Origin of the sequence: Promicromonospora sp. NPDC060204, assembly GCF_042728455.1 — a bacterium.
In the GTDB taxonomy this organism is placed as follows: Bacteria; Actinomycetota; Actinomycetes; order Actinomycetales; family Cellulomonadaceae; genus Promicromonospora.
The window spans coordinates 1-17,883 of sequence record NZ_JBHWZO010000124.1 but is presented as its reverse complement, the minus strand read 5'-3'; the positions used below and the strand labels follow the sequence as shown (position 1 = coordinate 17,883).

Here is a 17,883-nt window from a genome sequence, read left to right as displayed (position 1 = left end):
CCGGCTGGGTGATCAGGTCCCACCGGCACATCAGGGCGCGTCGCCCCAGGGCGACGCCGGCGAGGACGCGACCGTCATAGGCGATGGTCGGCGCCATCGACTCGAGGTCCGCCCACGACGCCGACGCCCGCATCCGCGGCACCAGCCGGCACGGCATGCCCACCACGTCGAGGAACAGCTCGACGGCGCTGCCCGGGTCGCCCGCCTCCACGCACGCCTCCACCCCCGCGATCATCCGAGGATCGGCGGGCGACGCGCCGCTGGCCACGTCGTAGCCGGGCTCGAAGCAGAGCACCCCGGTGACCACGGAGCCCAGGTCGGCGGCCGCGCGCAGCGCCAGGAACGCCCCCGTGGAGATGCCCAGCAGCACGGCCGGGCCCGTGACCTGCAACAACGCGGCGATGTCGTCAACCTCCCGATCCACGCTGTACGGCGGGGTGTCGCCGCTCCCGCCACGCCCGCGCCGGTCGTACCGCAGCGTGGTCACCCGGTCGCCCAGCTCCGACGCCACGGCGAGCGTCACGGGCATCCGGTGCGCGAGGACGCCGTCGATCACGACGACCGCCGGCGCCAGGCCGCGGGCCGGGCCGGTGAGGTCGAAGGCGATCCGCGTGCCGTCGGCCGACGTCGTGAGCGCGTCGACGGTGGTGATGGTCATGCAGGGCAGACGGGCCGGTCCCCCGAAAGTCGTCGCTCGGCCTTGTGCCCGGGCTACGAATTTCGCCGCGAGGAAAATGCCTGTGCATGCGTCGCGGGGCGGCGTAGGTTCTGTGGCACATGAGAAGGGAGGTGATCCGAGAAGTGATTTCACATCGGACCCATGAGGTGGTCGCGCGCTAGTCGCGTGACGCTGTAAGCGTTTCGCGCCGACGGCGGTGGGGTGGCTCAGCACGGGGCCGATCCGACTGCTCAGGCGCAACGGGACATTGGTGGCGATTTCCTCGCGACCACCGGAGCCCGCGGGTGCCGCGCCCTCGTCCAGCACGGCTGACACATGTCGCCCCGCGGGCTTTCCCGTGCCCGGACACATCCGGGACAGAGCCGCGCGAGAGAATGTGCGCGTGACTGCCTACCGCGTGATGACCGTCTGCACCGGAAACATCTGCAGGTCCCCGATGGCCGAGATCGTCCTGCGGGACCGCTTCGAGGCCGCCGGCCTGGGCGACGCCGTGGTGGTCGACTCGACCGGCGTGAGCGACGAGGAGCACGGCAACCCGGTGGACCGGCGCGCTCGCGCCGTCCTCGCCGAGCACGGCTACCCCACCGGCGACGGCCACCAGGCCCGCCAGGTGACCAGGGACGACGTCGGCTCCCGGGATCTGGTCCTCGCGATGACCACGCGCCACGCGCAGGCCCTGCGGAACCTCGCGGGCCGCGCGCAGGCCGACCCGACGATCCGGATGTACCGGTCGTTCGACCCCGCCGCGGAGGGCTTGTCCGAGCAGCAGCTCGACATCGCCGACCCCTGGTACGGGGGTCCCGAGGACTTCGAGGAGTGCCTCGCCGAGATCGAGGCAGCGGCGGACGGCGTCGTCGACTTCGTCCGGGCGGAGCTGGGCGTGCCCTCGGGCGCCTGATCCGTATTTCACCCCGTCCCGACCGGCTCGTCGGCGGTCCGCCGTTTACGGTGTGGGAATGACGCCCGCGTCGCCGGACCGGCTGATCGTCCTCACCGGGGCCGACGGCCGGCTGGGTTCCAGGCTCGCCTTCCGTGTCGCCGCGGCGGGCGGTCACCAGCGCCTGCTGGTCGCCGGCAGGGGCGCCGCCCCCCGGTTGCCCGACGGCGCCCCGCTGCCCGAGACGGAGGTCGTCGCGATCCCGACGGAGGCGGACGCCAGGGCGCTGACCAGCGGTTTCGCCGAGGCAGACGCCGTGTTCCTCGTGCCGGGCCGCGAGCGTCCCGGCCGGCTCGCCAGGCACCGCGCGGCGATCGACGCCGCCGTGCTCGCGGGCGTGCGGCACGTGGTCTATGTGTCGTCGATCGGTGCCGCGCCGGACGCGATCGCGTCCGGCGCCCGCGACGACTGGCTCACCGAGGAGTACCTGCGGGGCACCGACCTCACGTGGACGATGCTGCGCACCAGCATGTTCCACCGCACCCCCACGTTCGCCGTGCACGACGAGTCGTCCGGCTCCGGGCAGCAGGCGCTGCTCCGCGCGCCGGCCGGCCACGGCCGGGTCGCCACCGTCTCGCACGACGACGTCGCCGACGTCGCCACCGCGGTCCTCCTCGACGAGGACCCGGGCCGGCACGCGGGCCGGGCCTACCACCTGACGGGCCCCGAGGCGCTGACCTTCGACGAGATCGCGGCGACGCTGTCGGCGGCCGTCGGCCGCACCATCCGGTACGTGCCCCAGACCGTGGAGCAGGCGCGTGCCCAGTTCTACCGGTCGACCGCCACCGAGGTGGAGGACTGGATCACCCGGTGCCAGGCGATCGAGGCAGGAGTGCTCGCGAACGTGAGCCCCGACGTCGGGCACCTGGCGGGGCGTGCGGCGCGCTCGTTCGAGGTCTGGCTCGACGACTACCCGGCGGAGTGGGCGCACCTCCGGTTACCGTCGGTCAGATGACGAGCCTCTCCCCCGGTCTGGACGACGGGCCGGCACCGGAGCCGGCCTGGGAGCCCGACGTGCTGCCGGGCTTCGAACGCCTGACCCTGCCGCTGGAACCCGACGAGGACGAGCCCGAGGTGGTGGCCACCCTCGTGCGCCGCGCCCGGCCGGGCGACACCGAGCACCACCGGGGGATTCTGCGGGTCGGTGCGGACAACCCACAGGTGGCGCGCCTCTGGGACGAGCTGTCGGAGCTCGGCCGGCGGCTGCGCCTGCCCGGCGCCGGACGGCAGCACACGGACGGGGAACCGGCCGCGACACCCGCAGCACCACCCGACGCCGGCGTCGACGTGCTCTACGTGCACGGCTGGCTCGACTACTTCTTCCAGACCCACCTCGCCGACTTCTGGGAGTCGCTCGGCGTGCGGTTCCACGCCCTCGACCTGCGGCGCTACGGGCGCAGCCTGCGCGAGGGCCAGACCCCCGGGTACGTCCGCAGCCTCACCACCTACGACGAGGAGATCGAGGCGGCGCTCGCGGCCATGGGCCACGGCGTCGACGACCGCCCCGACCGCAAGCTCGTGCTCATGGGGCACTCCACGGGCGGGCTCATCCTCAGCCTGTGGACGGCGAGTCACCAGGAACGCGTCACGGGGCTCGTGCTGAACGGACCGTGGCTGGAGTTCCAGACCCGCGAGGCGGGGCGCAAGCTCATGGAGCCCGGCATCCGGGTGCAGTCCGTGCTGGTGCCCCGCAGCCAGCTCGTCAACCTGGACCGCGGCCTCTATGCCCGCGCGATCTCGTCGCGGTTCGACGGCGAGTGGGACTACGACGTCGCCTGGCGGCCCGACGCCGGCTGGCGCGCTACACCCGCCTGGCTGGCCGCGATCTTCCGCGGGCAGGACCAGGTCGCACGCGGCCTGGGCATCGATGTGCCGGTCCTCGTGCTGCTCAGCGCCCGCAGCAGCATCCCGACGCGGTGGACCGAGGAGATGCGCCACACCGACTCGGTGCTGGACGTGGTCGGGATCGCCCGCCGCGTGCCCGACGTCGGCTCCCTCACCACCCTGGTCCGCATCGACGGCGGCCTGCACGACGCGACCCTGTCGGCGGCGCCCGCACGCGAGCAGGTCTGGCGCGAGACGGCGCGGTGGTTCCGCGGTTACGTGCTCGCACCGGCCGGCGCCCCGGCGCCCCGCGCCTGATCCTGGCGGGCCCTGGCAAAGTACGGGTCCTGGTGCGATCCTGGAAAAGAGGTGCCCACACCGACGTCGGGCACGAGGGGCGATGCGCCATGACAACGCACCAGGAGACTCACCCGCGGGCTCGTCGAAGCGGGCCGTTCCTCGCGCGCGGCGAGATCGTCGTCGGGGTGGTCGCGCTCATCCTCGGGATGCTGATCTCGCAGGGTGCCGCCGAGGGCGTGACGATCGTGGGCTGTCTGACGATGGCAGTGGGAGCGGTGTCCAGCCGGTTCGGCGCGCACCGGGGCCGCATGGCCATCGCGGCCGGTCTGGGGTTCGCGCTCGGATCGGTGCCCTACTGGCTGATGACCGCCGTGGTCATCGTGACGGCCTACGGGTTCTGACCCGCAGTCACCAGAACTTCCACCACGGCCGGCCTTCCGGCGACCGCCCCCGCGCCGCGGCCGGTGCGGGCGCCGACGCCGCGGCACGACGTGCGGCCCGTCGCTCCCGCCACCTGCGCACCTGCTCGTCCACGTCGCGGGTGGGCGTGACGATGGGCGGGCCGCCCTGGAGCTGACGCCGGGCGTCCACGACGCGCGCGTTGAACTCCGTGACGATCTCGCGGACGCGCTCCTCCATGGCTTCGAGGTCGAGCCTGGCGTCGAGCTCGGCGTCGTCCTTGCGGAGCTGGGCCGACGGCAGGACGCCGGTGATGTTCTCGCGCTCGATCAGGCCCTTGACCCACCAGTCGGGGTCGTGCTTGCCGCCGATGCCCGGGATCGGCTTGCCGTGCAGGGGCAGGTTGTCGAACTCGCCGCGGCGCATCGCCTGGTCGATCACCACGTCGACGTAGCGCGAGCGCTCCTCGACGGACATGCTGCCGGGCCGCTTGCCCTCCGACTCGTTGGCATCGTCCTCGCCGGCGTCGCCGTCGTCAGACGTGGGGGACCCGTGCTGCTCCGCGCGCTCGGCCGCTGCCTCCCGGCCCACGCGGTACTGCGCGGCTCGGCGGAGGGGGTCGTTGTCTGCGTCCTCGCGCGGTCCCGGCGCCATGGCGCCATGTTACAACTTTCACAAGCGGCCGGAAAGGCGATGTGGGCCGACATCGCTCAGGTCCGGAAGGTGGCCCCGTAGTTCGCATGCGATTTGCAGGGCCAGGAACACAATCATGAGTCCAGCCTCACAATTGTGAGTGGGGTTTGAGCTTGGTGAACGCTGGTTCGTCACGCTCCGCGCCGCGGACTTGTGCCCCGTTCGGCCATTCCGGCGGCATGATGACCGGATGCGTCGCGTGGTCGTCTCCGAGGACCAGGCAACCTCTGTGCCCGCTCGCCCGTGGTGGGCGGTATGAGAGCGGAGACCACCGAGCAGCCCGTCGTCGACCCGGGGCGTGCCAGGGTACTTGTCGCGCCCGATGTCGACGCGGAGTTCGTGGACTTCGTGACGTCGGCGGGCGCGTACCTCTACCGGACGGCCTACCTCCTGTCCGGCGACGCCGACCAGGCCGAGGAGCTGGTCCAGGCCACGTTCGAGCGGACGTACCGCGCCTGGGCCAAGGCCCGGGTGGGGGAGCCGCGGGCCTATGCACGGCGCATCCTGATGAACCTCCGGATCGACGGCTGGCGCAAGGACCGGCGCACGGCAGTGACGGACGACGGCGTCATCCCGCTCTCGCCCGTGTCCGACCACGCGCACGACGTCGCCGTCCGCGACGAGCTCGGCAGGGCGCTGCGCTCGCTGCCTCTCGGGCAGCGACGGGTCGTGGTGCTGCGGCACCTGCTCGACCTGTCCGAGGCGCAGGTCGCCGAGGAACTCGGCATATCGCTCGGCTCGGTCAAGTCCGCCAACGCGCGCGGTCTCGCGCGGCTGCGTTCCCTGCTCAGCGCCTCGGCGATCGAGGCAGTCCCGGAGTTCCGGGCGGACGGCGACCGGGTGCTGCTCCAGGCCCGGGCGGCGGCCCGACGCCGGCGGGCCGTCCAGGCCGTGGCGACGGTCGCGGGGGTGTTCGTGCTGGTCGTCGGCCTCCTGCTGGCCGGTCCGGTCCGGGTGCCCGGCCTCGGGCCCGTCGCGCTGCCGGGCAGCGAGTGGCTGCGCGAGGTGCTCGGGCTCGAGGGCCGGGGGATCTCCGGCCTGCCCTCGGATCACACGGACACCGCGGCGTGCACCCGGCCCGACGACGAGGCGCCCACGACCCCGGTCGACACCGGGTCCGACGGCTGGGGCGAGTTCACCGTCGTCGGGAGAATCGACGCGGCGGACGCGCACGACGTCGAGCGGTGCGTCGACGTCATCGTCGACCACCGGTGGACGACCGCCGCCCGGGTCGAGGCGGACGCCACGACCCTGGGCGCGCGCGAGAGCCTCCTCAACTGGGACGACCCGTACGAGGCGCTCGACGGCGACCTCATCCCCGGGCCGATCACCCTGAGGGCTCTGGCGCCGGACGGCAAGGGACGGAGCAACACGGTCGAGGTGGCCGAGACCGAGCAGATCGACGGACGCTGGCCGCAGGCCCTGGGTCTGGTCCGGCAGGGCGACCGGGCCGCCTGGTTCGAGACGCCGAACACCCAGATCGCCGGGACGTTGCCGTGGACCCTGCGGGCCCTGGGCGAGGACGGGGCCGTGACGACAGTCAGCAACTCGTCGGCGCTGGAGGACGCGGAGGCCGGCACGGTGGCGCTCTCGGACATGCTGCTGGGGTGGACCACCGCGCCGAACGTCGCGCAGACAAGGTGCACCCAGACGCTCCGCACGGCGGCGCTCGACGGGTCCGCTCCGGTCCCCCCGCCTGTCCGGGAGCGGGTGTGTGCCCTGGGATCGACGTCGGACGGCCTGCTGTTCGCTTACGAAGAGGGATCCGGCGGCCCGGGTATCGGGGCCGGACCCGGTATGACCACCGTCTTCGAGCTGATCTCCGGTCCGGACGACACGGAGTCGGAGCAGTTCCTCTCGCTCCGGAACGAGGCCCTCGAGTACGACGCGGTGTCCGCGCTCGGCTACGACGCCGGTCAGCTTGTCTTCGCCGCCGGTGACCTGCTCTACCTCGTGGACCTCCCCACGCAGACGGCCTACCAGGTACGCGGCACCTCGCCCGTCACCGCCCTGGACGTGTCCGCCGGGACCGTTGCCTGGTCGACGGAGGACGGCTCGGCCTACGCGATGGTGGACCGGGACGGCGCGCCGGGCGTCGTCCGGCTGTCTCGCGAGCAGGCCGCGGTCGGGGTCGACGGCGACCACATCGCCTGGACCAGTCTCGGGGAGAACGGCGTCGCGTCGCTGACGTTCGCCCGCGTGCGCTGGTGAACCTCGGGCGGCTCGTACCGCCGTCGGGCACCCCGGTGGGCCATGATGGCCGCATGAAGGTCTCTCGCCGGTCCCACGTGCCCCCGTTCGCCGTCATGGAGGTGCTCGCCGCCGCGAACGCGCGCCGGGCCACCGGGGCGGACGTGCTCAACCTCTGTGCGGGGGAGCCGTCGACCGGCGCCTCGGACGTGGTGCGGGAGCGCGCCATCGCGCTGCTCCGCGACGGGAACCTCGGCTACACCGAGGCGATGGGCGTCCCGGCGCTGCGCGCCGAGATCGCGGGCCACTACCGGCGCTGGTACGACGTCGAGGTCGACCCCGCGCGGATCGCCGTCACCACGGGGTCGAGCGGTGGGTTCGTGCTCGCGTTCCTCGCGTCGTTCGACGTCGGCGACCGCGTGGCGCTCGCCCGCCCGGGCTACCCCGCGTACAAGAACATCCTGTCGGCGCTCGGCTGCGAGGTCGTGGAGCTCGACTGCGGCCCCGAGACGCGCTACCAGCCCACGGTGTCGCAGCTCAACGAGGCCTACTACGGCGGCGGGCTCGACGGCGTCATGGTCGCCTCGCCCGCGAACCCGACCGGCACGATGATCACGCCGGCCGAGCTGGCGGCGATCGCCGAGTGGTGTGCCGACCATGACGTGCGCCTGATCAGCGACGAGATCTACCACGGCATCGCCTACTCGGACGAGGTGGCGCAGGCGACGGCGACCACGTTCGTCGACCAGGGCGCCGTCGTCGTGAACTCGTTCTCGAAGTACTGGGCCATGACCGGCTGGCGCCTCGGCTGGCTCGTGCTGCCGGACGAGCTGGTCGCACCCGTCGACGCCCTCGCCAGCAACGTGGCGCTCTCGCCGCCCGCGCTCGCGCAGCACGCCGGCATCGCCGCGTTCTCCCCCGAGGGGTACGAGGCGGCGGCGCAGAACGTGGCGCGGTACGCGGCGTCCCGCAGGCTGCTCCTGGAGCGGCTCGGTGAGCTCGGCTGGCGCCCCGTCGCCCCGGCCGATGGCGCGTTCTACCTCTACGGGAACATCGCGTCGTTCGAGCTCGACTCGGTGACCTACTGCGCCCGCCTCCTCGCCGAGGCCGACGTGGCCATCACGCCCGGCACCGACTTCGACGGCGTGCACGGCGGGGAGTGGGTGCGGCTGTCGTTCGCGTCGTCGCTCGACACGGTGTCGCGAGCGGTGGACCGGATCGTGGCCTGGCACAAGACGCTCTGACGCCGCCGAAAAGTTCACCCTGTGGACGCCCTGAATACTGCGGTCCTCGCGTACCCACGTCTGGCACGATGCGGCGTGCTCCCGGTTTCCGGGCCCATCTCCCGCGAGGTCGTTCCATGGTCATCGGTGCCCGAAAGATGCTCGTCTCCGTGCTGGGAGTCGCGCTGGCCGGCAGCCTCCTGACCGGCCTGCCCGCGGCTGCCGCGGACACGGACTCGGATGGCCCGTCGACCACGGCCTATGCGCGGACCTGGTACAGGGTCGCGACCGCTCCGGCGACGGCCCCCGCGGGGACACCGGTCCAGGTCCACGGCTACATCGGGATCCAGCCTTCCTCCATCTGGGACCCGGTACAGCCGGGGCGTGGGGTCCAGGTCACGATCTACTTCGACCCGTCCGGGACGGCGCCCCGCCAGCTCGCTTCGACGGCCGTCACCAATGACAACGGGTGGTTCGCCAAGACGTTCAGGCCGACGACCTCGGGTACGTACGACGTGGTTGTCGCGAACGGGGGCGATGTGGTGGGGACCGATCACGCCACCTTTAAGAAGCGGTCGGCGAGCCAACCGGTCCGATCGGCAGTGGTCTCGCATTCCAAGGACGGTCACACCGCTTCGGTCTCCGGGTGACCGTTCAGGACGTCGTCACACGGGTCGAGCCGCAGACCGTCTCCATCGATGCCGGGATCCTGACCCCGGGGGACCCGGGCAACTATTATGCCGGGCCGTACATCGTCAACCGTCGCGCAGAGGGCCGTTACTCGGTCGGCGACTTCTACGGCGACCCTGCACAGGAGATGTGGCAGACGGAATACAGCGGTACGCGGACCTACCAGATGTCGGCCGTTCACCCAGCTGGTCTTTACAGCGTCTATTTCGACGGCGTGATCGACGTCGAGACGGATCACTGGGACGCGGACGGCAACGGCCAGCTCGAAGCGGTCAGGGTTGATTTCCCTGGCAAGTTCGTCACCACTCTCCGAGTGCGCCGGGCGAGCAGCACGACCATCGCGGCGTCGGCGACGTCTTTCACCGGGCCCAAGACGATCACGCTCCGCGGCGCGGTGCGCAAGGTGCAGCTGGTCAGCAGGACCAAGGCCGCCGTCCGGCTCTCGCCGAACACGCCGGTCAAGCTCTACTTCGACCCGGCCGGTGCGACGGGTCCGCAGTACAAGAAGACGGTGCGGACCAACTCGAAGGGCATCTACACGACGACCTACCGCACGTCGATGTCGGGTCAGTGGATCGCGAAGTACCCGGGCACGGACCTCCAAGCGCCGTCGCAGGGCGCCGTCACCATCACCGTGAAGTAGTTCGAGCGGCTGCGCCGGTCAGCCCCGCCGGCGCAGCACCTCGGGGAGCAGCACCCACAGGACCGCCATCACCACGAGCGCACCGGCGCCCGCGATGATCCCCGCGGTCCGCCCGACCACGACGTCGAACACGAGCAGCGAGGCGCCCGTGATCACCAGGGCGAGGGCCCCGAGGGCGGCACGCGTGATGCGGTCGGCGAGGGTGACGATGTTCCGCTTCATCTGCTTGCGGAACAGCGCCCGGTGCACGCTGACGGGCGCCACGATGAGGGCGGTCGCGACCACTGCCGCCACGACGAGGGCCAGGTAGACGACGACCTGGTACCGGTCGAGGTCGGCGAACCGCGACTGGAAGGGCAGGGTCAGCAGAAAACCGGTGAGGATCTGCACGCCGGTCTGCATGACGCGCAGCTCCTGGAGCAGCTCGTTCCAGTTCCGGTCCGCGCGTTCGTTCTGCGATTCCTGCCTACCGTCGGTCTGCATAATCCCCATTCTCACCTGACGTCCGATTTAGCGGAGCGGGTGAGAGAAATTCACCCCCTCGCATCACCGCCTCCCGTGGCCCGCCCCTGTGGGCCGGGAGAACATGCGGCTGGGCGGGACGCGTCCGCGTCCCTCTGACGAGGGGGCTGCTTTGAACAGATCGAGGATGCGGGCGTCGCTGGGCATGGCGCTCGGGGCCGCACTGCTGATGACCGGCGTCGCCGCGACACCGAGCCTCGCGGCGGAGGTGAGCACGGCACCGCCGCCGGGCGTCACCGCGGACCGCGTGACCAACAGGGTGGACGACGTCGTCGTCTCCGCCAAGATCTCCCTGCCGCCCGGCGGGGACGTGGTCGGGTCCATCACGGGCACCATGTCCATCACGCACAACGGGTCCTCCGCGGCCATGCGCTCCGGGCGCATGACGATGGTGGACCCGGAGGGCCGCAGCCTGACCGGGGCGCAGTTCGTGGCGTCGGGCACGGCCAACACGTGGACCTCGAAGGTCACGCTGCCGGCCGACGCCGAGCCCGGCGTCTACGAGGTGTCGGTGTCCGCGGAGATCGACGTGACCACCACCGACGGCGTGGTCAAAGTGCCGATCCGCACTGCGGACCCGGTGCTGGTGCCCTTCCGTGCGAAGCGGAACATCCCCCTGATCTGGACCTCGCCGGCGAGCGCGCCCGCGGGCTCGACGGTCTCCTTCTCCGGAGCGGCGAACATCCGGAGCCTCGGGACCGGCGACTATGAGCCGGCGACCGGCCAGGAGGTCAAGGTGTACTTCGACCCCACGGGCGACGCACCGGAGGTGTTCATCGACACCCTGACGACCGACGACCGCGGCTACTTCACGACCCGGCAGCAGCCGGGCGCGTCCGGGAAGTGGCGGGCGGAGATGCCGATGACCGACACCGGCGCGAAGGCGGTGTGGACCCTGACCTCGGCCGAGCGAGCCCGCGACACCACGCTGCGGCAGGGCACGGTCAGCGCCACGCAGGGCGGCTTCACCGCGGGTGACCACCTGATGACGCATGACGTCGTGCTGGGACTCGCCCCCGTGCAGCGTCGGGTCGACGTCGGCAGCCTCGACTTCACCGTGGGTGGCACGTCCGGTTGGGTCAGCGCGGAGAGCCGGCGCGGCGAGGGCAGCTTCCCCGACGGGTACCGGGTGCAGCGGGAGCTGACGCACTCCGGGATCGGCACGAGCCACGTGACGTTCACCTTCAACCCGACGCTGCCGGCCGGCGTCTACGACATCGGGATCCGGGACGCCATGAAGGCGTGCTCGGCGCCGGACTGGGACGGGCTCGAGGGCGGCACCAGCAACTGCACGCACGACGTGCTCATCGAGGACCCCACGGTGACGACCATCGTGGTCAAGCGCGCGACCACCACGACGGTCGCCGCCTCGCAGACGTCGGTGCCCTCGGCGCGGAACGTCACGATCAGCGGTGACGTGAAGCGGGTGCAGCTGGTCAGCGGCGGCGGCGCGGCGATCCGGCCGGCGCCGAACACGCCGGTCAAGCTGTACTTCGACCCCACGGGGTCGTCGCCCGCGGTCCTCAAGAAGGAGCTCACCACGGGCTCCGACGGGACCTACTCGGCCACCGTCAATGCGGCCTCCTCTGGCCGGTGGATCACCAAGTACGCGGGCACGAGCCTGCTGGCCAAGTCGCAGGCGGCCGTGACGGTGACGGTCGGCTAGACCGCGCTGTCGGCTGCGTGGCCGGCGGCCGCGAATGGCCGGAGGTCCGCCTCCGCCGGGCGATCAGGCATGGGTTCTCACGCGGATCCATGCCTGATCGCCTGGTGGGGCGGACCTTTGTGCTGTCCGTCCGCCCGAAAGTTCACCCCTGCGATTCTCAGCCGACTCGCACCGTTTGTCGCGGTGCCTGACAGGATCAGCCTGTTCCCGGTTGCCGGGCCACACTCCCACCCCACCGCGAGGTATCCCATGGTCATCGGTGTCCGGAAGTCGTTCGGTCAGGTGCTCGGCCTGGCGCTCGTCGGGAGCCTGCTGGGCGGGCCGGCGGCGGTCGGGGCACCGACCGGTGAGGACGAGGCGGGTCTGTCGACGTACAGCTACAACGACATCGCCCTCGCCCCGAACGTGGCACCAGCCGGCTCGCCGGTCCAGGTGCACGGCTTCGTGGGTCACGGTCAGTCCGCGCCCGCGGCCGGGGAGCCCGTGACGATCTACTTCGACCCGGCCGGGTCGGCGCCTCGCGAGGCCGTCGCGACCGTCACGTCCGGCGCCGACGGCTGGTTCGCCAAGACAGTGCGGCCCAGCACCTCCGGCACCTACGACATCGTCCGGCCTGGCGAGGACGAGGACACGGTCATTGGCCCGGGCACCGCGACGTTCACGAGCCGCAAGGTCACCCAGCCCGTCCGGTCGGTCGTGGTGTCGGGCACGAAGAACGGGCACACCGCGAAGGCACGGGTGATCGTCCAGGACGTCGTGACCCGGATCGAGCCGCAGACGGTCTACGTCGACGCGGGGCTCCTGACCGCCGGACGTCCAGGGAACCTCAAGTACTCCGGGCCGTACATGACCAACCGCCGCGCGGAGGGGCGGTTCGGTGCGGGCGACGTCTACTACAGCAGCGGCGAGTTCCCGTGGCGGACGAACTACAGCGCGACGCGGGCCTACCGGCTGTCCGCCGTGCATCCGGCCGGCCTGTACGACGTCCGGTTCACGGGCGAGATGGCCGTCTGGACGGATCGCTGGGATGCCGAGGAGGCGCGTGTCGAGATGCCGGGGGACGTCGTCACGACCGTGCGCGTCCGCCGGGCTAGCAGCACGACCATCGCGGCGTCGGCGACGTCGTTCACCGGGCCGAAGACGATCACGCTCCGCGGTGCGGTGCGCAAGGTGCAGCTCGTGAGCAACACGAAGGCTGCGATCCGGCTGTCGCCGAACACGTCGGTGAAGCTGTACTTCGACCCGGCCGGTGCGACGGGTCCGCAGTACAAGAAGACGGTGCGGACCAACTCGAAGGGCGTCTACACCACGACCTACCGGACGACGCGGTCGGGCCAGTGGATCGCGAAGTACCCGGGCACGGACCTCCAGGCGCCGTCCGAGCGGGCCGTGACGATCACGGTGAAGTAGCGGCGTCACGACATCATCGGGCCTCGGCCCGGGACCGGATCTCCGGGCCGAACGGCCTGGCAGGATCCCGAGCACATTCATTTGTAGGTGGAGAGGCTTTTCATGCGCACGTCGGTGCGGCGAGTAATGGGTGCCCTGTCGGCGTTGGTCCTGACGGGCGCAGGGCTGGTGGTCGGCACGGCGCCCGCGAGTGCTGGTGTCGGGACGATCACCGGTTCGAACGGAGACGTCCAGGTCACCGCGCAGGTCTATGTGCCCGACGGTGCTGACAGCCTGACCGTCCGGCTACAGCACAACGGCACCTCTGTGAGTCTGACCAGCGCAAGGGTCTGGGTGAAGGATCCGCGGGGCGAGCAGATCTACTCCCGCGAGACGCCGTTCGAACTCGACGGCGAGGTGTGGAAGGCCGTCGGCTTCGAGCTCCCGCGCGGCCGGGATCTCGGTCGCTACCTGGTCTCGTTCGACGCCTATGTCGCCGTGGAGACCGAGGCAGGATCGGTGGAGGTTCGTGTCGCGGGCACGGACGCGGTCGAGTTCTTCGATCGCATGAGCTCCGGAATCAGCGACTTCCAGGTGACCCCGCAGAACGTTCCCGCGGGCGAGAAGGTTCTGGTCTCGGGCATCGCGCTGCACGGAGCATCCGGGTCGACGCCCTTGGTCGGCGAGCTGATCCAGATCTGGTTCGACCCGAAGGGCACGGCTCCGCGGGTGTATCGCGGTTCCGCGACGTCCGACGCCCGGGGGTACTTCGAGAAGACTCTGGTCGCGCCGTCGGATGGCACCTGGCGGGCCGTGGTCCCGAAGTCCGAGAGATATCTGGAGTCCGCACCGGCAGATGCCGCGCAGGAGACTCGTGTCATCAACCGGCCTGTCCGTTCCGGCTCTGTGGTCAAGACGGTCGGGGGCTACTCGGGCGGCGTGCGGGTGATCGCCCCCGACGTCGTCATCGGCCTTAACTCCGTGACCGCACGGTTCGACCTGGGATTCGTCGGCTTCGGCGGGACGCGCAGCTCGAGTCACATGTCGATCGAGAGCAGGCGCGGCGAGGGCATGTACCCGAATGGCGCGGGGTTCAGCCCGGTACTCCACTGGCAGGCGACCGCCCTGCCTGACGGCTCGATCGCTCCGGAGTCCCAGTCGGATCACGCCGAGGTGCGGATCAGCCCATGGATGCCCGCCGGGGTATATGACGTCGGGATCAACGAGCAGCGCGTCGCGATCTGCTCGAGGTTCCAGGTGCTGGGTCGCGACAGCTGCAAGACGAACGCCGTCGTGGCCGACCGCACCATCACCACCATGACGGTCAAGCGTGCCAGCAGCACAACCGTCTCGGCGTCGGCCAAGATGTTCACCGGGCCGAAGACCATCACCCTGAGCGGCGCCGTGCGGAAGGTGCAGCTGGTCAGCAACACGAAGGTCGCGAACCGGCTCTCGCCCAACACTCCCGTGAAGCTGTACTTCGACCCCGCGGGCTCGGCCGGCCCGGTCTACAAGAAGACCGTGAAGACGGGTTCGGCCGGTACCTATTCCACGAAGGTCGGCACGAGCATCTCCGGTCGCTGGATCGCCGAGTACCCGGGCACGGCCCTGCAGGCGCCGTCCCAGCACGCCGTGACCATCACGGTGAGGTAGCCCCGAAAAGCAGGTTGACCTCCTGCTCGACCCAGGTCTAGCCTCGAATATGACCAGATGCACGAATCTGGTCATATTTTCACGGAGGCCAGGGTGGAGGCACCAGGCATGGGCACGACGACGTCACAGCGGCGGGGGACCGCGCAGCGCAGGTTCGAGCGGGCGCAACGGATCCTCGACGCCGCCACCGAGCTGGTGCTGCGCTGGGGCTACGACAAGACCACCATCGACGACGTCGCCCGGCTCGCCGGGGTGGCCAAGGGCACCATCTACCTGCACTGGGGCAGCCGCGAGGAGCTGTTCGCCGCCCTGATGCGGTGGGACCGGGCCCAGATGATCGGCGCCGTCCGCCGTCGGCTCCGCGAGGACCCGTCGGCCGCCACCCTGCCCGGGCTGTTCGGCCTCCTCGCCCACGAGCTCCACCGGCGTCCGCTGCTGCAGGCCGCGATGGTCCAGGACTCCGCGGTGCTGGGCAAGCTCGTGGCCCGCAAGCAGACCAGCACCACCACGCCCGAGATGGTGGCCCCGTTCGGCGAGTACCTCGCCACGCTCCGCGAGCACGGCGTGGTACGCGAGGACCTCAGCCTGGAGGACCACCTCACCCTGGTCGCGGCCGTGCTGCACGGCTCTCTCGTCTCGCTGCGGATGATGCCCGACTCCCTCCGGGTGTCCGACGAGCGCGCCGGCGAGCTGATCGGCGACACGCTCGCGCGCGCCTTCGCCGCCGAGCACCCGCCGTCCGACGCCGCGCGGGCCGTCTGCGCGGACGCCACCCGCGCGTTCGTCGACCAGGCCTACGCGGTGGCGCGGGCCAGGCTGCGGGAGTCGCTCGGCGACGACCTGCCTCCGGACGAGGACCTCCCGCCGGACGAAGACCGACCGCAGGCAGAGCGGTCGCCCGAGGAAGACTCCGCGCCGACCGAAGGAGACCCGTCGTGAGCACCGAGGTTACGCAGTCGTTCACGCTGCCGCTCGCGGATCCCGCGGCGGTGGAGCTGGCGGCGACCGGCGGCAAGGGCTCGTCCCTCGCCCGCCTGGCCGCGGCCGGCCTGCCGGTTCCCGGCGGCTTCCACGTCACCACGGACGCCTACCGGGCCGCGGTGGCCGGAGCGGCACAGCAATCGATCGTCGAAGCCGCCCGGGACGTTGACCCCGACCGGCCGGAGACCCACGAGGCCGCGGCGGCCCGGATCGCCGAGGTGTTCGCCGGCCTCAAGATCCCGGCGGCGGTGGCCGACGCCGTCCGGGCCGGGTACGCGAGCCTTCGCGCCGAGGGCGACAGTCCCGCAGGCGGCCCGGACGACCCGGCCCCCGCCGTCGCCGTCCGCTCCTCCGCCACGGCCGAGGACCTACCGGGCATGTCGTTCGCCGGCCAGCAGGACTCGTTCCTCAACGTCCGCGGCGAGGACGCCCTGCTGCGCGCGGTCCGGGGCTGCTGGGCCTCCCTGTGGACGGCGCGCGCGATCGGCTACCGGGCGCGCCACGGCATCCGCGCCGACGAGGTCACGCTCGCCGTGGTGGTGCAGCGTCTGGTCGACGCCGACGCGGCCGGCATCCTGTTCACCGTCGACCCGATGACCGGGTCCCGGGACCGCGTGCTGATCAACGCGGCCTGGGGGCTGGGCGAGGCCGTGGTCGGCGGGCAGGTCACGCCCGACACCTACCTGGTGGCGCGCGTCGGCGGCGCGGTGGAGCGCACGGTGAGCACCAAGGAGGTCCGCACGGTGCGGACCCCTGACGGGACCCGGAACGAGCCGGTCCCCGCCGCGCTGCGGGACGAGCCCGCGCTCACCGACGAGCAGGCCGCGCGGCTCGCCGCGCTCGGCGTCCGCATCGAGGAGCTGTACGGCGTGGCGATGGACGTGGAGTGGGCGCTGCACGACGGCGCCCCCGCGATCCTCCAGGCGCGCCCTGTCACGGGCGCGGCAGGCGAGGTCGCGGTCACGGAGGTGTGGAACGACAGCCTGCTGGGCGACTTCCTGTGGACCAACGCGAACCTGGGCGAGGCGCTGCCCAGCGTGATGACGCCGCTGACCTGGTCGCTCGTGCGGATCTTCATGGCGAACGCGATGGCCGACACGGACATCGGCGTCCCCGCGTACGGCACGATCGGCGGCCGGTTCTACATGAACCTCAGCACCACCGAGACGGTCGCCCAGGCACTCGGCATGCGCAAGGCGGTCGACGCCGCGTACCGCGAGGTGTTCGGGCGGCTCCCGGGTCAGCCCGACATCCCGGTGGTCCCGATCGGCCGCGGGGAGCTGTTCCGGCGGCTCCTGCCGATGGTGGGCCGCAACCTCACGTCGCTGGTGCGCGACGTCCGGGCCGTGCCGGGATTCCTGGCTACTGCCGAGCAGCGCGGCACCGCCCTGCGTCGGCGTGCGGCCGACGTCGGGGACCCGGCCGTGCTCGCGGACTTCTGGACCACGGAGCTCGGCCCCTACCTGGAGGCGTCGTCGCGCGTGCTGCGCGGCGCCGCCCGGCAGGACGGCACCAAGCTGCTGACCCTGCGCCGCGACCTGCGAGCGCTGCTCGGCGACGCCGACACGGAGACCCTGACGTCCGGCCTGTCCTCCGGCGGACAGCACCTGGCCAGCATGGAGACACTGGTCAACCTGCGCGAGGTGGCCCTCGGGCGGCTCGACCGCGAGACGTACGTGACGCGGTACGGGCACCGGTGCGTCGACGAGTTCGAGGTCTCCCGGCCGCGCCCGGCGGAGGATCCCGCCTGGCTGGACCAGCAGATCGCGGCGGCGGCCGGGACCGACGTCGACGCGCTGCTCGACCGGCAGGAGCGGGCGCGGGCCGCCGTCTGGGAGCGGCTCGAACGCCTGTCGCCGCGCAAGGCCGCGCGCCTGCGCAGCCAGCTCGACCGGTGGGCGCGGAACGCGCGGGACCGGGAGCGGGCGCGGTCCGAGGTGATCCGTACGTTCTGGGCGCTGCGCGCCTTCGCGGTGCGGGCCGGCGAGCTCACGGGCCTGGGCGACGACGTCTTCTACCTGACGGTCGACGAGCTGCTCGACGTGCTCCGCGCCGGCGCGGGATCGGGCGCCGGCGCGGGTTCGCGCGTCGGGG

16 protein-coding genes are annotated in these 17,883 nt (G+C 71.7%); 13 read left to right on the top strand and 3 right to left on the bottom strand.

The window, feature by feature from the left end; genetic code table 11:
- Nucleotides 1-658 (bottom strand): alpha/beta fold hydrolase (locus ACFWEJ_RS16435; RefSeq protein WP_377230281.1); only part of this gene is annotated, 658 nt, incomplete at its 3' end.
- Between the two features lie 421 nt (nt 659-1,079).
- On the opposite strand from ACFWEJ_RS16435, the gene ACFWEJ_RS16430 reads away from it, so the two are divergent.
- The 4 genes from ACFWEJ_RS16430 (at nt 1,080) to ACFWEJ_RS16415 (ending at nt 4,141) form a co-directional block, all read left to right on the top strand.
- Nucleotides 1,080-1,577, top strand: a complete 498-nt coding sequence (locus tag ACFWEJ_RS16430) for a low molecular weight protein-tyrosine-phosphatase (protein WP_377230282.1) — start codon at nt 1,080-1,082, stop codon at nt 1,575-1,577.
- Nucleotides 1,578-1,635: 58 nt separating this feature from the next.
- Entirely contained in the window at nt 1,636-2,571 is a 936-nt protein-coding gene (locus ACFWEJ_RS16425; RefSeq protein ID WP_377230280.1) for an NAD(P)H-binding protein, read from the top strand.
- On the top strand, nt 2,568-3,758 hold the full coding sequence (locus ACFWEJ_RS16420; RefSeq protein WP_377230279.1) for an alpha/beta hydrolase: 1,191 nt from the start codon (nt 2,568-2,570) through the stop codon (nt 3,756-3,758). Before ACFWEJ_RS16425 ends, ACFWEJ_RS16420 begins: the two co-directional genes overlap by 4 nt.
- An 89-nt stretch (nt 3,759-3,847) precedes the next feature.
- On the top strand, nt 3,848-4,141 hold the full coding sequence (locus tag ACFWEJ_RS16415; protein ID WP_377230278.1) for a hypothetical protein: 294 nt from the start codon (nt 3,848-3,850) through the stop codon (nt 4,139-4,141).
- Between the two features lie 7 nt (nt 4,142-4,148).
- On the opposite strand, the gene ACFWEJ_RS16410 is transcribed toward ACFWEJ_RS16415, so the two are convergent.
- Complete coding sequence (locus ACFWEJ_RS16410) at nt 4,149-4,793, bottom strand: DUF1992 domain-containing protein (RefSeq protein WP_377230277.1); 645 nt, start codon at nt 4,791-4,793, stop codon at nt 4,149-4,151.
- Between the two features lie 294 nt (nt 4,794-5,087).
- Between ACFWEJ_RS16410 and ACFWEJ_RS16405 the strand changes: the two genes are divergently transcribed.
- The 4 genes from ACFWEJ_RS16405 (at nt 5,088) to ACFWEJ_RS16390 (ending at nt 9,578) form a co-directional block, all read left to right on the top strand.
- On the top strand, nt 5,088-7,043 hold the full coding sequence (locus ACFWEJ_RS16405) for a SigE family RNA polymerase sigma factor (RefSeq protein ID WP_377230276.1): 1,956 nt from the start codon (nt 5,088-5,090) through the stop codon (nt 7,041-7,043).
- Nucleotides 7,044-7,096: 53 nt separating this feature from the next.
- On the top strand, nt 7,097-8,266 hold the full coding sequence (locus ACFWEJ_RS16400) for an aminotransferase class I/II-fold pyridoxal phosphate-dependent enzyme (protein WP_377230275.1): 1,170 nt from the start codon (nt 7,097-7,099) through the stop codon (nt 8,264-8,266).
- 116 nt (nt 8,267-8,382) lie between these two features.
- The gene (locus ACFWEJ_RS16395) at nt 8,383-8,895 is read left to right on the top strand and encodes a hypothetical protein (RefSeq protein ID WP_377230274.1); all 513 of its coding nucleotides are present in this window, start codon (nt 8,383-8,385) and stop codon (nt 8,893-8,895) included.
- Nucleotides 8,892-9,578 carry a hypothetical protein gene (locus ACFWEJ_RS16390; protein ID WP_377230273.1) on the top strand — a complete coding sequence of 229 codons (687 nt, stop codon included), beginning with the start codon at nt 8,892-8,894 and terminating at the stop codon, nt 9,576-9,578. The genes ACFWEJ_RS16395 and ACFWEJ_RS16390 overlap by 4 nt, the downstream gene beginning before the upstream one ends.
- Before the next feature lie 18 nt (nt 9,579-9,596).
- On the opposite strand, the gene ACFWEJ_RS16385 is transcribed toward ACFWEJ_RS16390, so the two are convergent.
- Nucleotides 9,597-10,061: a DUF6328 family protein gene (locus ACFWEJ_RS16385; RefSeq protein ID WP_377230272.1), complete on the bottom strand. Its 465-nt coding sequence runs from the start codon at nt 10,059-10,061 to the stop codon at nt 9,597-9,599.
- Between the two features lie 151 nt (nt 10,062-10,212).
- On the opposite strand from ACFWEJ_RS16385, the gene ACFWEJ_RS16380 reads away from it, so the two are divergent.
- The 5 genes from ACFWEJ_RS16380 to ACFWEJ_RS16360 form a co-directional block, all read left to right on the top strand.
- Complete coding sequence (locus ACFWEJ_RS16380; RefSeq protein ID WP_377230271.1) at nt 10,213-11,766, top strand: hypothetical protein; 1,554 nt, start codon at nt 10,213-10,215, stop codon at nt 11,764-11,766.
- Nucleotides 11,767-12,015: 249 nt separating this feature from the next.
- Nucleotides 12,016-13,176, top strand: a complete 1,161-nt coding sequence (locus ACFWEJ_RS16375; RefSeq protein WP_377230270.1) for a hypothetical protein — start codon at nt 12,016-12,018, stop codon at nt 13,174-13,176.
- Nucleotides 13,177-13,509: 333 nt separating this feature from the next.
- On the top strand, nt 13,510-14,808 hold the full coding sequence (locus tag ACFWEJ_RS16370; protein WP_377230269.1) for a hypothetical protein: 1,299 nt from the start codon (nt 13,510-13,512) through the stop codon (nt 14,806-14,808).
- Nucleotides 14,809-14,916: 108 nt separating this feature from the next.
- Nucleotides 14,917-15,747 carry a TetR/AcrR family transcriptional regulator gene (locus tag ACFWEJ_RS16365; RefSeq protein ID WP_377230268.1) on the top strand — a complete coding sequence of 277 codons (831 nt, stop codon included), beginning with the start codon at nt 14,917-14,919 and terminating at the stop codon, nt 15,745-15,747.
- Nucleotides 15,744-17,883 (top strand): PEP/pyruvate-binding domain-containing protein (locus ACFWEJ_RS16360; RefSeq protein WP_377230267.1); only part of this gene is annotated, 2,140 nt, incomplete at its 3' end. The genes ACFWEJ_RS16365 and ACFWEJ_RS16360, both read left to right, overlap by 4 nt.